The organism is Paenibacillus sp. FSL E2-0151 (assembly GCF_037993015.1).
In the GTDB taxonomy this organism is placed as follows: Bacteria; Bacillota; Bacilli; order Paenibacillales; family Paenibacillaceae; genus Paenibacillus; species Paenibacillus amylolyticus.
Genome location: NZ_CP150308.1, coordinates 6,814,595 through 6,828,679, shown reverse-complemented (window position 1 = coordinate 6,828,679; position 14,085 = coordinate 6,814,595). Strand labels below are relative to the sequence as shown.

The following is a 14,085-nucleotide window of genomic DNA, read 5'->3' as shown; positions in this document are numbered from 1 at the left end:
GAAATCCTCCTTATCTCATTTGAGCTGCTGTCTCGCCAATGATGCGAATGCCTTTACGTATATTCTCATCGCTGACTCTGGAGAAACCCAGACGCATCGTGTTTACACCCTGACCGGGTTCCAGATAAAAGGTATCCCCTGGTGTGAACGTTACACCCTTCACTTTACAGGCTTCCAGCAGTTCACGGGTTCTGTATTCGGACGGGAACTGCACGAACAGATGCAGACCACCCGCACCGGAAATCCGGCACATTGGCAGATGCTGCTTCAGGCAACGCACAACCAATTCATATTTTCGCTTATACTCCGTGCGAGCACGCTTCAAATATTTCTCGAAATTACCGTTGCTCAGATATTGATACAATAATGATTGGTCCAGCGTGGAGGTATGGATGCTGCGTGCCCGTTTCATACTCTCCAGATAATCAATCAGCGCCGCATCCGCAATAATCCAACCAACTCGTAGGCCTGGAAACAGGACTTTGGAGAAGCTGCCCAGATACACCAGTCCATTGCCTTTGCCCATGCTGGCGATCAGGGGAGAGACATGCGAACCGGAATATCGCAATTCTTCGTTAAAACCGTCTTCAATGATCGGTACCTGATACTTGTTCATCAACCGGATGATCTCTACCCGTTTCGCAGGGGACGTCACAATCCCGGTTGGATTGTGATAAGATGGCACGAGATATGCCAGATCATATGGACTTGCCTCAAGTTCATGTTCCAGTTGCTTCAAGTCCAGGCCATCCGGCTCCATGTTCACACCGGTCAGTTGAAACTGGTGCAATTTTAGATTTTTAATCGCCGTGTGGTGCGTTGGATTCTCGCATAGCGCTTTTCCGCTTTTTTTGCGCAACGCTCCAAGCACCAGGTCGAAACCTTCCGTGAATCCGTTGGTGATCAGAATGTCCTTGCCACGGAGGTCAACACCTTTGTTCTCCATATAACGTAGTAAATAGTTCATCAGCGGTCTGTATCCTTGCGCATATCCGTAATTCAGCAGTACTTCGCCCTCAAGTGACATGCGATCCAGAAAAGCCCGTTTCACGTTGTGCAGATCAAACAGCTTTTCATCCGGTGCTATGCTGGTAAACGATATCTCACCGCGCTCTGCTCCGGAGCCATGCTTCATCAGATCGTACTGCTCTGCCTGAATTGCATACTCGCTTACCTCTGTCGTCCAGTCCAGTTCCCAGCTCGCCGCTGCCTCAGGTGTTTCGATGGAGGCACTGACGTAATTGCCCTTGCCTTTGACTGCATAGATCAGACCTTCATCTTCAAGCTCGGCATAAGCGAGCAGGACCGTGCTGCGACTAACCTTCATGAGTGTACTGAGTTCACGGGTCGAGGGCAGTTTTTGTTTGGCTTGCAGGCCGCCTTTGAGCATCAATCGCTTCATATAATCTTTGACTTGTATATATACAGGGCGGTCCTCCGTCAGTTGCAGATCGGAATACATCCCATCACTCCCTCTACTGGTATCTTGCCATATTATAAACCCCGCAGAAAGAACCACGATACCTCTGTTTCCCTGAGTGTGTGGTTGGTTGTTCGCACAAACGCAAAAAAGCCCTGGCAGTATGCCGGGGCCTGGTGGTGAAACTTGATCCATTTTCTATAGTACTGCTGCTATAATTTCTACAGTTGTATTGCATGACTAGTCTCTCTAGGATCGATAGCTATCTGACCTTCTACGTGTGTCTATTAACTTCAGTACGACTATAATTGCAGGCTTTCTAGGTGATACTTATAATCTACAGTGAATCATGAATCTAGGTCTTTCTAGGTTTGCTTGCTGCAAGGGTCGATTAGATGATGAATCCACAATCTATAAGCTAGGGTTCTTGCTAACTGTACTCTTGTCGTGATCACGTAACAGAATTCAGCATGAAAAAGAGTTTCAATCATAGGGTACAATAGACGGAGGTAGATATAAAGACGTATGTCTCAGTGCCCAATTTCTTCCTCATACCCCTATAGTACCACTTTGAATCAGGGAAGTTAACCTTTTTTTTGAAATATTTGTCGTAATAGCGAAAATTGCGTGAATTGTACTTCATATAGATTGAAATGGTGTCCCTTTATAATATGTGATAGGATGAAAACCTATAGATAATGAGGAAGTGAGCCTATTGATTAATATTACCGTGCCAACACCGGATGTAACCATCACAAAGCAGGCTGATCCACAGCTTAGCCACATTTATGGATTTACTGATTTTCACCTGATTACCCGGGAACTAGGCGGGATTTTCATGTTTTACAATGCCGCTGGAGAGTTGTTATTTGTCGGGAAAGCACGAAAATTAAGACCACGTATCAAAAAGCATTTTGAAGACACAGTATCACCAATTAAGAATCACCGCGAAGAAGTAACGAAGATTGAAGTATGCCTGGTTGAAGATCCGGTAGATCGTGAAATTTACGAGACGTATATCATCAACACGATGCGTGCGAAATACAATGTAGATAAAGTCTTGTACAAATAAGACGCTTAAAAAGCACATGAACATGCAATGTCTGGGACATATGTCCTAAGTGTTGCGCCAGTGGGTAAGGATGTGATCGAAGGATTGCATCCGATTCCTTCTGGTGCTATCCCGATCTTTTTGAGGGAGTAGCTTGTAGATTTTGAAACGTAGTACGCCCAAACTTAGTATCACAGATATATCAAATACATATGAAGAGGTGATTGTGTTGATCGGTCGTAGCGGAAACCCTACACTTAAAGACAGCACGTTTGAAAACAGAGGATATGGAGAAGATCGGTATCAGAATTACATGACAATCAACGGCACGGTGAACAAAGCGTTTATTACACTTGTGATCCTGCTGGGCAGTGCGTTTGCAACCTGGATGATGTTCTTTAACGGACAACAAGTGATGCCGCTCGCTTATGGTGGATTAATCGTTGGTTTCATTCTGGCACTTGTGATTTCGTTCAAACCAGTAGCGGCACCGTATCTAGTACCCGTCTATGCCGTGGCAGAAGGACTGTTCCTGGGAGCACTCTCTGCGACCTATGAGTCACTGTATAACGGAATTACCTTGCAGGCGGCTCTGTTGACCATGGCTGTATTCATCGCTCTGCTGGTGGCATACAAAACCAGATTGATCAAAGCTACGGAGAACTTCAAGTTGGGCGTTGTTGCTGCAACTGGTGGTATCATGATCATGTATCTGCTGAGCTTTGTACTGGGTTTCTTCGGAATTTCAATTCCTTATCTGCATGATAACAGCTTGATCGGCATCGGTATTTCGGTCGTTATCGTCATTGTGGCTGCCCTCAATCTGGTCCTTGATTTCGACTTCATCGAGGGTGGTGCTGAACGTGGTGCGCCCAAGTACATGGAGTGGTACGGTGCATTTGGATTGATGGTAACGCTGGTATGGCTGTACATTGAGATCATCCGTCTGCTTGGCAAATTGCGGAGCCGGGATTAGTCCTATTCAATTCGTAAGAGACGTAAACGTAGTGTGAATGTAAAGTTATAAAGCCAAAAAAGCTAACGCGTGATACTCACGTCGTTAGCTTTTTTTGATTAACATTAGCAGGATTATCTTAATGGCGCCCTCTTACAAAACTCAACTGATTCCAACTCGTTGAGGCCCGGCACCACTCTATACTAACTCTGTATACAGATCCTCCAAGGTTACGATTTCCGGCTTGCTCGGCAGCTCTCCCCCAGCCGAACAGGCTGCAAGCATATGTCCATCATCCAGTCGCTGACTGAGAAAGAGATATGTCCCGGCCTGTTTGCAATGCCAATCTTCCCGCTCACTGGGAAGGATGGCGAAGGAGTCCAGTGGTATGGACAGGCCCATACCGACTGCCTTGATATAACTTTCCTTCAGCGTCCATAGACGGTAGAAGGTCTCCAGCCGCCGATCGTCAGGCTCGGCGGCCAAGAACTGGCTCTCCTTAGGAGAGAAGAAACGCTCTGCAATCTGCATGTCAATTGGAGCTATTTTTTCTACATCCACGCCCAGTTCATCTGTACTGCCGGAGATCAGAGCAATCCAATCACCAGAATGGGAGACGTTGAATTGTACATCCGAATGGTGACTGAGCGAAGGTTTGCCGTAGGAATTACGGGTAAAAGAAAGCTCAGCAGGTCTCAGTCCAGTTAACTTGCTCAAAGTCACACGGGTCAATATCTCTCCCAGCACGGAACGATACGCGTCAGCCTGATGCACAAAACGCGAAGCTTGAGCACGTCGCTCCGCAGAAACTTGCGACAGCAATTGGTTCCAGTTCGCCTCGGGCAATACTTCTGGAACTTGGAGTACACGAATAGTTATCATCATTAATCACCTGAGGACATATTCGGCGTGGATCAGTAACTTTCCTTCATATGGAATGGGCCCTCAACTCTTCCTCCCAAATCATCACTATACGGATGCCCCTAAAAAGCAAGCCGGTTGTCTCGCTTTTTATGTTAAGGCCTCAGGTTGTGCATCTTCTTCATCATGCTTCCTGTACTCGTTTCCATTCTGTATGCGCAGACTGCACTCGCTCCCACATATCTTGGCATTCCAGTTCGTTGTAATTCACCAAGGGTTCATAGAATATTTCAGTTAATACGTTACGCCACTCGGTATAATTCCGGATCTCCTTTTTCCGGATTCCTTCCATATCATGTGTTCGAAGCATACATCCACGTAGTTCATGACTGCGGATCTCATTCCGCTGACGAAGCAAAAATACGTTATGCCAAGGTGATTCGACTGCCCGACTGTAGAATTCATGTTTGGGAATGAACTCTTCCAGGCTGGTAATTGCTTCAGGAGCATAGTCCACACCTTCACTTGGCCCATTCGGCTCGTACTCAAGCCGCCATCCCCCAGCCACAACAGATGATGGCATCAATTGGTACGTGAACGGAGCTGAACCATAGGTTCCATAACGAAGTGGCAGAGGTTCAAAGGGCATTCCGCCGAGACCTACATCTACAATCCAGCGTTCAACTGTCGGGTCAGCATCTGGCAGAAGCACAGATAGACCGAGATGGAATGAGTTCACACGGGGTTGTTCCCCATGAGGCTGTACTCCCCCGCGATGCCAATCAACCGTATAACCCAGCGAGCGGAGAAGAACACTAAATGCACCATTTAGATGAAAGCAGTAGCCGCTACGTCCCTGTAATATAAGCTGAATTGAATCTTGAAGACTGATTTCCGCAGGACGACCTGCAAAAATATCGACCGTTTGCCAAGATAAATATTGTACATGTGCTCGCTGGAGTTCAAATAAGAATTCCAGTGTAGGTTCCTTTATATCATCTATGCCGATCCATTTCAGATAGGCCTGTATTTCAGCTGTATTCAATAGTTCAGTCATTCAGATCACCTCACGTCATATAGTGGGCTGCAGCCCAAATTTTTATAAACTTCTGCTGCCCTGAGTTCATTGTAAAAGTGAACGGATGAAAACAACATCATCAGTTGAGCAGATTGTAACGGTACAATTATTGAACAAAGCCTTGAAATTCTTCTCAAGAGATGGACATGGTTCTGATTTCATTGAAATACAATATATGGATGAGCTATTTCTTTTTCCGGGGTATGCTAACCCTTTGGAGTGGATATAGGTTAGAATATAGATAGATAGCAGGATTAGGAGATGGAAAAATGGCTAATGATGAAGTGATTTTGACACAGGAAGGCTTGGAAAAGCTGGAGGACGAACTGAAGGATTTGAAGACGGTGAAGCGTAAGGAATTGGCAGCTCGTCTGAAACTCGCAATCAGTTACGGTGACCTGAAGGAAAATAGTGAGTATCATTCAGCCAAAGATGATCAGGCCTTTATGGAGACCCGAATTTTGATCTTGGAGAAGATGCTGACAAAAGCAAGAGTCATCTCTTCAGACAATATAGACTCCAACAAAGTGAGCATTGGATCGACGGTGTTGCTTAATGACATTGAGTTCGCCGAGAAGATTGAATATAAAGTGGTTGGTCCTGCCGAGGCCGATGTTGCGGATAATAAAATTTCGTACGAGAGCCCGCTGGGCAAGGAGATAATGGGCAAAGAAGTGGGCAGCGTCATTCATGTCAATGCTCCGATGGGCGTTATCAAGTACGAGTTACTTCAAATTAAAGTGTAATTCAAAAAGAGAGGTGCTCCGCAGTCATCCAAATGGCTGAGGGGACACCTCTTTTTGATTCTATTGGGCTTTGAACAGTTGGGAATACGGATTTGTTGAAACTTCATACGGTTGGACTAACGGACTTTATCACATACTGTGTTTAAGGAACTTATGAGATGAAGATTTCCGTATGTTTTATATGTAAAAAAATAACAATTCGACAAATTTCGGATTTCGAATGACCTGACAAGGTGAGTAGTATATAATTACGGGAAAACTTTAAAGTGATGGAGTAGATACGATGAATTTTAGTAAGCCTAATCTAGATCAAGACAACGCTGGCAAAGGAGAACGTTTCTCTCAAGCTGGATTTATCCTGGCGGCCATTGGTAGTTCGGTTGGTCTGGGCAACATGTGGAAATTCCCATACATTACGGGTGAAAACGGAGGAGCTGCGTTTTTCCTGCTCTTCATCGTTTGTTTGCTGCTGATTGGTCTGCCGGTGCTACTGGCGGAACTTGCGATTGGTCGCAGTGGCAGAGGTAGTGCAGCTACGGCTTTTATCAAAGCAGGTGGACATAAAGGTTGGCTCGCAGCCGGATTGCTGCAAGTACTGACGCCTTTTATCATCCTTTCTTTTTATGTCATTATTGCAGGGTGGACCCTCCAATATGCAATTACGTCATTCAGTGGAACACTGTTCAACAATCCGGATTATGCCGGACAGTTCGATTCCTTCATAGGTGGTTATATGCCGATTGTATGGCAACTGGTCGCGGTCCTCATTACAGGCTGGATTGTAGCCAAAGGGGTATCCAACGGAATCGAGAAATTCAACAAAGTTCTGATTCCAGCTATGCTTGTACTGCTTATTATCCTGATGATCCGTGCGGTTACATTACCGGGTGCAGGCGCAGGTGTCTCCTTCTTCCTGAATCCGGACTTCTCGCAGCTTACAACGGAATCTGCACTGGTGGCGCTTGGACATGCCTTCTTCTCCCTGTCACTGGGGATGGGTATTCTTGTAACCTACGGTTCGTATGTGGATAAAAATCAATCCCTCGGTGCGGCAACCGTCGCCGTTGGTGCAGGTGACCTGATCTATGCATTCATTGCGGGTCTGATCATCTTCCCAACAACATTCTCGTTTGGTATTGCACCGGACCAAGGACCGTCACTGATCTTTGTGGCACTTCCGGCGGCCTTCTCGGCAATGCCACTTGGTTTCTTGTTTGGTGGACTGTTCTTCATCCTGCTGGCTATTGCGGCATTAACGTCAGCAGTATCCTTGCTGGAAGTTCCGGTGAAATATTTCATGGAACGTTTGTCCTGGAGCCGAAGTCGTGCGGTATGGGTTATATCACTAGCGGTCTTCATCGTGGGACTTCCTTCGGTATTGTCGCTCGGCTTGCTGCCTGAATGGACGATTGGATCGAAGAGTGTGTTCGACTGGATGGACTTTGTAGCATCCAACATCCTGTTGCCTGTCGGTGGACTGCTTGTAACGATTTTTGCCGGATACTTCTGGAAAACGGCTGCGGAAGCTTCCGGCCTGCGTTCCGGATGGTTCCGGGTGTGGCTGTTCATGCTGCGTTACGTAGCTCCGATCCTGGTTCTGCTGGTTCTACTGCACACATCCGGTATCATTCACTTCTAATGGTGAAGACCCGATAGGGTGAAATATGGTCTGTTGTGCAGATTTACCATGGATAAAACCTCTTGGAAGAAATGCAAAAGCCCTTGTTTTCCCTCGTCAATTTTGGGACAATACGGAGTAGAGGTTTTTTGGGTAGGACCGATAAGCCATATGCTTTTTTGCGAAAAGAGGATTATACAATGAACAAATCATCCATATATGGATTAACATTAGAGCAATTACGTTCCTGGCTGCCGGAGCATGGGCAGAAAAAATCCCGTGCATCCCGGATCTGGGAATGGTTATATCAAGAGCGTGTGCACGATTTCCCCGCGATGTCCGATGTCCGTCAGGAATGTCTGGATGTTCTTTCAGAGCACTTCACAATGAACTCGCTGAGCGAACATGTGAAGCAGGAATCGGCAGATGGTACCGTGAAGTTTCTGCTTCGGATGCAGGACGGCAACCTGATTGAGACAGTATTGATGCGACAGAAATACGGACTTACCGTCTGTGTAACCACACAAGTGGGCTGTAATATTGGCTGTAGCTTCTGTGCGAGCGGTCTGATCAAGAAGAGCCGGGACCTGACCGCTGGAGAGATTGTGGAACAGATTATGCATGTGCAGCGACATCTGGATGCAGCGGGTCAAGACGAGCGGGTAACCAACGTGGTTGTCATGGGGATTGGCGAACCATTTGACAACTTCCAACACATGAGTGATTTCATCGAAGTCATCAAGGATCGCAAAGGACTGGCACTTGCCGCCAAACGGATTACTGTGTCCACGAGTGGCCTTCCGGACAAAATCAAGGAATTTGCAGACAGCAGTCTGCAGGTTAACCTGGCGATCTCTCTGCATGCACCGAATAATGAACTGCGTACACACATCATGAAGATCAACCGGGCTTTCCCGATTGAGCAATTGATGGATGCGGTGGATTATTATCTGGCTAAAACGAACAAACGCATCATGTTTGAGTACATCTTGCTACGTGATGTTAACGATCAACGTGAGCATGCCGCGGAGCTCGCTGAACTGTTGTCCAGTCGCAGAAGTATGGTCAGTGTGAATCTGATTCCATACAACCCGGTGGATGAGCACAGTCAGTATCAACGGAGTACAGAAGAGTCGATTCTGGGCTTCTATGATACGCTCAAAAAGAGCAACATCAACTCCACTGTACGTATGGAACATGGTACGGATATCGATGCTGCCTGCGGACAGTTGCGCAGTAAACAAATGAAGAACAACGCTGCCGAATCCGAGCCAGGCCGTCTGGCACTGGGATAAGATACAACGCGGATCTGGCAAGTAAGTTAGGATACTTGGTTGTTATAATCAGTGCCTGTACTTTGTACGTGCCACCTACCGTTGTTGGGTTCGCAAATGCGTTGCCTGAATGCAAAACGCCTCTGTAATCACTGAGAAGTGATAACGGAGGCGTTTTTTGGAGTTTCATTATTTCAGTTTTTTGGTCATTAGCAGATGGGGAATGCCGTCTTCCATAAATACTTCCGACGCGGGTGCATATCCGAGACGTTCGTAGAACCCGGAAGCTTGTACCTGTGCGTGCAGTTTGGCTTTCTCAAGACCATCAGCAACAGCCATCTGCTCCAGTTTGTCGATCAGCACACGGCCCAGGCCGTGTTTGCGGTAATCAAGCATGACACAGATCCGTTCCAATTTGGCGACCTGTTCCACAATGCGCAGTCTGGAGGAAGCAGCAGGTACACCGTCTACGTAGAGCAGAATGTGGCGCACCTCCGCGTCTAATGTATCATAAGCATCGAATTCGTCCGCTGCGGATACGCCTTGTTCTTCGACGAAAATAGCCGTACGAATGGCGAAGCAGGCATCGAGCAATTCCTGATTATTAACTTCAACAATCGTTGTATTCATGAATGTTTCTCCTTTGGGTGATCGTAATGTTATCCTGACGTGATAAACTGGTACATAACAGGAATATGGAACGATTTTCGTTCCATATATACGGTTTGAGCTATTGTTTAAAATTGAAACTAATTCAACTGTAGTTATACCATCAATTATGTTGCGAATGCAACAATTTTATAGGGGCGTGAGTGTGTTGACTGAGAAAAAAGAAGTGCTGCGTGAAATTGGTATGATTGCCCGCTGTCTGGATTCAATCAGTAATGTTGAGTTTCAGCATCTGAACCTGTCCCGTGGACAATATCTATATCTGTATCGAATCTGTGAGAATCCGGGCATTATTCCGAATCAGCTTGCTGAACTGATCAAAGTGGATCGCACGACGGCGGCCAGAGCTATTAGCAAACTCGAATCCGATGGGTTCATTATTAAACAGCCAGCAATGGGTAATAAAAAGAATAAGGTGTTGTATCCCACCAAAGCTGGGCTTGAAGCATGGGAATTCATTCGTAAAGAGGGCGTGCATTCGGATCAGGTGACTCTGGATGGTCTGACGGAGGAAGAGATCGAGACCGCGGTCATGCTTCTCCGTCGAATGCGACATAATATCGAGGTGGACTGGAAATTTGTCAAAAAGGGTGGACGGCGACCCTACATGGATATTTCGGAATGAACAGAGGAACGATTCTTGACCCCTGCATCCCAGACTCTAACCGAACCTATCCAAAGGAGAAGAGCCATTATGCCAGAGAAGCATCAGTACAGGAGGGCGTCATGAGACGGGTAAACCGGAAAAGGCTAACGTGGTGGATCATATTGGCAGTCAGTATCACGGCAGCGTTAACTATTTTTGTGAAGGAGCGGTTTGTGATGAATGAATCATCTCCTACGGTATCCTTTGTTCAAGATCATATGACTAATCCTAATGGTACAATTGCGACCTATTTGCAAGATGCTACCTCAGAGAGAGCGGACATCGTAGCAGGCAGAGAGGCTTTATCTGAGTCACTTGGTCTTTGGATGCAATATGCTGTAGCCAAGAATGATCAGGCGTTATTCGAGGAAAGCTATGAACTGCTGACCACCTATTTCCTCATGCCGCAAAAATATATTGCCTGGAAGCTGGATGCCGAAGGTAAATCTCAAGTGACCACCAATGCGCTTGGCGATGATTTTCGAATTGTCGGTGCTTTATTAAAGGCAGCAGATCAATGGGAACAAGGAAGAGAAGCCAAACTGGAAACAGCTTCGGATATTTCCCGTACACTTTCGCAATCGGTTCAGAATAAAGGATATTATGTGGATTTTCACGATTTTGCGAGTGGTCACTCCACAGATACATTAAGCCTGGTTTATGTTGATCTCCCGTCTCTTCAATTGATGGAAAAACATCAGTTGGTGGAACCGGGAACCTATGCCAAGTACGAAGCTTTGCTGAAGAAGATGCCTGACGATGGATTGTTCTATCCGAAGACCTTCGATGTAGTCCGTAAAAAATTTACGTATGATGATACGGTGAATCTGATCGACCAGTTGATCGTGGCGAATCATCTAACCGTGACCGACCGCAAACCGGACAAGCTCATTTCTTTTTTGAAAAAAGAGTTCAACACCCGGCATCAGCTGCCCGGACAGTATAAGCGAGAATCACGCACACCTGCGGTATCTTATGAATCTTCCTCGGTATATGGCCTTGCCATTTTACTCGCCGTTCGTTCAGGTGATCCAAAATGGGCCAAACAGTTGTATAACCATATGACTACGTTGCGTGGTCAGGACTCTCGTTATCCAGGTGGATATGTATTTGACGGTAACACACATCTGTTTGATAATCTTTTTCCTTTGTTGGGAGAAGTTAATTTACAGAAAAATATTAAAAAGTAAGGATTTTGTCATTTAGTGAATTCTGCAATGTGTTAGCATAGCTTTGTCTAAACATGTCATAAATTGTTGTGATATAAAAGAAGTGAGGTTGAACAAGCGTCCTATAATTTCAACGGAGAGAAGGATCTATGAGGAATAAAGCACCTACCCGCCGTATTGCGTGGGGATATGCCCTTTTAATTGGACTAGCCCTCGTGCAGCAACTGATGATTTATCTTAAAGTGTACATGGATCAGAGCTACACTACAGGGGATTTGATTTTTAGTATCGTGTCGCTGGGTGCCTTGGTTTTTGGTCTTTTTCTGCCTGTTGGTGTATCCGTCGTGACGGGGTTTGTATATCTGGTTTCTTATTTTGTGTGGCTTGTTACTTATGCTGATGCAAATGTGCTTGTGTTCTCCTGGTGGTTGCTCATCCCTGCCAACGTTGCCGTGGCTGCGTTCATCAAGGCAAGTCTGCTGCGCAGTGCACGTGTAGTGGAACGTCTCCAGGATATGCAGGACCGTAACCCGGAAATCGATCTGGATACCACGCTTGGTAATAAGGGAGCGCTGGCAGATACGTTAATCAAACATAGTAACCTTGCGCGTCGGTACTCCGAAAAGTATGGATTCAGCATTGCCATGTTCAAGATTGAATTTTTGCCACTGGTGATGGAATCCCTCGGTTCTGTCCGGTATGCACAGTTCCTGCTTGAAATCTCGGGTACGATTCAGAAGCAGATTCGGTATGAGGACTATAAATTTTTCGTGGATCGTGGGCGATTTGTCATCATATGTCCTATGGTGAATGTGGAATATCTTCCACTTCTTACACAGCGGATCAAAAAGGCCATCATGGATCTTCATATTATCGATAAAAAGGGAAATGAGCTGCAAACGGTGATACGCTCTGGTGCTCTGGTATTCCAAAAGGAGCAATTCAGCAAGTACGAGGACATTGACGCGGTTATTGCTGCCCTTGAACGAAACACAGAGACCGATCTCATCGGAGAATATATATAACGGGAAGGAGAGAGGCGCTGTGGACTATATGTCCTGGTTCATCCCGATCTGTATCGCCGTCAGTTCTTTATTTGCGGTATTCACGATTTGGTTAACAATTGCAACCCTTCGCTTTCGGTCGAAAGTTATTCGCAAGTATGATCGGAGGAAAGTAAGTGGCTGATTTTATATTAATATTATCCATATTTAGTATCTGGATTGCCGTATTCGAGTCGATTGTTATTATGGCAGGTGCGATTCGTTTTATTAATAAACAGGACAAAAAAGGCATTCAGATCCCTGAAGATATGGATCATTATCCAACAGTCACGGTCATGGTACCTGCGCATAACGAGGGTCTGGTCATTGTTGCGACAGTAGAGCACATCCTGCGCCTGAATTATCCGGAGGATAAAGTTCAGGTCATCGTGATCGCGGATAACTGTACAGATGATACCGCAGAGAAGCTGAGATCATTCCTCAGTCAGACCAGTTATATGCATCGCAATGTAACAGTAATGGAGCGTAAAGGAACAGGTGGCAAGTCCGGGGCATTAAATGACGGACTGGACATAGCCACAGGTGATTGGATCTGTATCTTCGATGCAGATGCCGCACCTGAACGGAATGCATTAATGTTTTTGACCCAAAAATCGCTTGAGAATCCTGAACAATATGGCGTGGTTTTTGGCAGAAACAAAGCACGCAACAGAGGTCAGAATTTCCTCTCCAAATGCATCAATCTGGAGATCATTACTTCGCAACGTGTGTATCACACGGGTCTGTGGGAATTGTTCCAGCTTGGTTCCATCCCGGGGACGAATTACATTATTAAAACCGAGTTGATCCGGGAGATTGGCGGCTGGGATGTGACAGCTATTACAGAAGATACGGCGTTATCATTTGAGATTTTGAATCGCGGACAGTTTGTGGCACTTGCGCCGCAAGCGGAAGCTTATCAGCAGGAGCCGGAACAGCTTAGTGTGTACATGAAGCAGCGCGAACGCTGGGCCAAGGGGAACTACCAGGTGGTACTGGATAATATCCATAACCTGTTTAACCGTTCCAGTTGGCGTAATAAGTTGCTGGTCATCTATTATGCCGTCAGTTATTTCTGGTTTATGCTTGCGATCATTGTATCGGATATTATATTTCTCGTGAATCTGGTCTATCGGGTCATTGCCATATTTAAACCAGAGGTAAGTTCACCGTTCCAGTTTGCCGGCGATGCGTATGTGTTCCTGGTCATTGGTTGGGCACTCATGTACTTTATTTATGTGTTACAGATCAATTTGGCACTTGCCGCAGATATTGGACAGAGCAATACCCGTAATTTCATCTATGCCTGCGTATCCTATTTCACGTATGCACAGCTGTTCATCCTGATCTCGATCAAGGCTTTTTACTCCTTGATTATGGACAAGATTCGGAAACGCGAAAGCAAATGGTACAAAACAGAACGTTTTGGCTAAGCGACTAAAATTGTAGAAGTGTAAGGCAGAAAGGCTGTTTGCTGGATAACTCCAGACAACAGCCTTTTTGTTATAGCCAGACACATCCATATTCTGTATACTCTTACAGGCTGTAAATAGGA

Annotated in this window: 13 protein-coding genes; 9 read left to right on the top strand and 4 right to left on the bottom strand. The window is 45.9% G+C overall.

The window, feature by feature from the left end:
* Positions 1-10 precede the first annotated feature (10 nt).
* On the bottom strand, positions 11-1,462 hold the full coding sequence (locus MHI55_RS30235; protein ID WP_340388051.1) for a PLP-dependent aminotransferase family protein: 1,452 nt from the start codon (positions 1,460-1,462) through the stop codon (positions 11-13).
* A gap of 673 nt (positions 1,463-2,135) precedes the next feature.
* On the opposite strand from MHI55_RS30235, the gene MHI55_RS30230 reads away from it, so the two are divergent.
* Complete coding sequence (locus MHI55_RS30230) at positions 2,136-2,492, top strand: nucleotide excision repair endonuclease (protein WP_036612270.1); 357 nt, start codon at positions 2,136-2,138, stop codon at positions 2,490-2,492.
* 208 nt (positions 2,493-2,700) lie between these two features.
* Complete coding sequence (locus MHI55_RS30225; protein ID WP_036612268.1) at positions 2,701-3,447, top strand: Bax inhibitor-1/YccA family protein; 747 nt, start codon at positions 2,701-2,703, stop codon at positions 3,445-3,447.
* Between the two features lie 177 nt (positions 3,448-3,624).
* On the opposite strand, the gene MHI55_RS30220 is transcribed toward MHI55_RS30225, so the two are convergent.
* Positions 3,625-4,311: a 4'-phosphopantetheinyl transferase superfamily protein gene (locus tag MHI55_RS30220; protein ID WP_339190623.1), complete on the bottom strand. Its 687-nt coding sequence runs from the start codon at positions 4,309-4,311 to the stop codon at positions 3,625-3,627.
* Between the two features lie 160 nt (positions 4,312-4,471).
* Positions 4,472-5,344, bottom strand: coding sequence for an arylamine N-acetyltransferase (locus MHI55_RS30215; protein ID WP_340388049.1), 873 nt, complete (start codon positions 5,342-5,344; stop codon positions 4,472-4,474).
* Between the two features lie 290 nt (positions 5,345-5,634).
* Between MHI55_RS30215 and greA the strand changes: the two genes are divergently transcribed.
* The 3 genes from greA to rlmN all read left to right on the top strand — a co-directional run bounded on the left by greA (position 5,635) and on the right by rlmN (position 9,024).
* Complete coding sequence (gene greA, locus MHI55_RS30210) at positions 5,635-6,111, top strand: transcription elongation factor GreA (RefSeq protein ID WP_036612258.1); 477 nt, start codon at positions 5,635-5,637, stop codon at positions 6,109-6,111.
* Between the two features lie 283 nt (positions 6,112-6,394).
* On the top strand, positions 6,395-7,750 hold the full coding sequence (locus tag MHI55_RS30205) for a sodium-dependent transporter (RefSeq protein ID WP_076329216.1): 1,356 nt from the start codon (positions 6,395-6,397) through the stop codon (positions 7,748-7,750).
* 179 nt (positions 7,751-7,929) lie between these two features.
* Positions 7,930-9,024: a 23S rRNA (adenine(2503)-C(2))-methyltransferase RlmN gene (rlmN, locus tag MHI55_RS30200; protein WP_340388047.1), complete on the top strand. Its 1,095-nt coding sequence runs from the start codon at positions 7,930-7,932 to the stop codon at positions 9,022-9,024.
* Between the two features lie 168 nt (positions 9,025-9,192).
* Here rlmN and MHI55_RS30195 read toward each other — a convergent pair whose 3' ends face one another.
* Positions 9,193-9,633, bottom strand: coding sequence for a GNAT family N-acetyltransferase (locus MHI55_RS30195; RefSeq protein ID WP_340388045.1), 441 nt, complete (start codon positions 9,631-9,633; stop codon positions 9,193-9,195).
* A gap of 223 nt (positions 9,634-9,856) precedes the next feature.
* On the opposite strand from MHI55_RS30195, the gene MHI55_RS30190 reads away from it, so the two are divergent.
* From MHI55_RS30190 to MHI55_RS30175, 4 genes are all read left to right on the top strand, one after another.
* Positions 9,857-10,297 carry a MarR family transcriptional regulator gene (locus MHI55_RS30190; RefSeq protein ID WP_256720070.1) on the top strand — a complete coding sequence of 147 codons (441 nt, stop codon included), beginning with the start codon at positions 9,857-9,859 and terminating at the stop codon, positions 10,295-10,297.
* Between the two features lie 101 nt (positions 10,298-10,398).
* Complete coding sequence (locus MHI55_RS30185; RefSeq protein ID WP_340388043.1) at positions 10,399-11,508, top strand: glycosyl hydrolase family 8; 1,110 nt, start codon at positions 10,399-10,401, stop codon at positions 11,506-11,508.
* Positions 11,509-11,636: 128 nt separating this feature from the next.
* Positions 11,637-12,512, top strand: a complete 876-nt coding sequence (locus MHI55_RS30180) for a diguanylate cyclase (RefSeq protein WP_340388041.1) — start codon at positions 11,637-11,639, stop codon at positions 12,510-12,512.
* A 155-nt stretch (positions 12,513-12,667) separates the two neighbouring features.
* Positions 12,668-13,963, top strand: a complete 1,296-nt coding sequence (locus MHI55_RS30175; protein ID WP_340388039.1) for a glycosyltransferase — start codon at positions 12,668-12,670, stop codon at positions 13,961-13,963.
* Positions 13,964-14,085 lie beyond the last annotated feature (122 nt).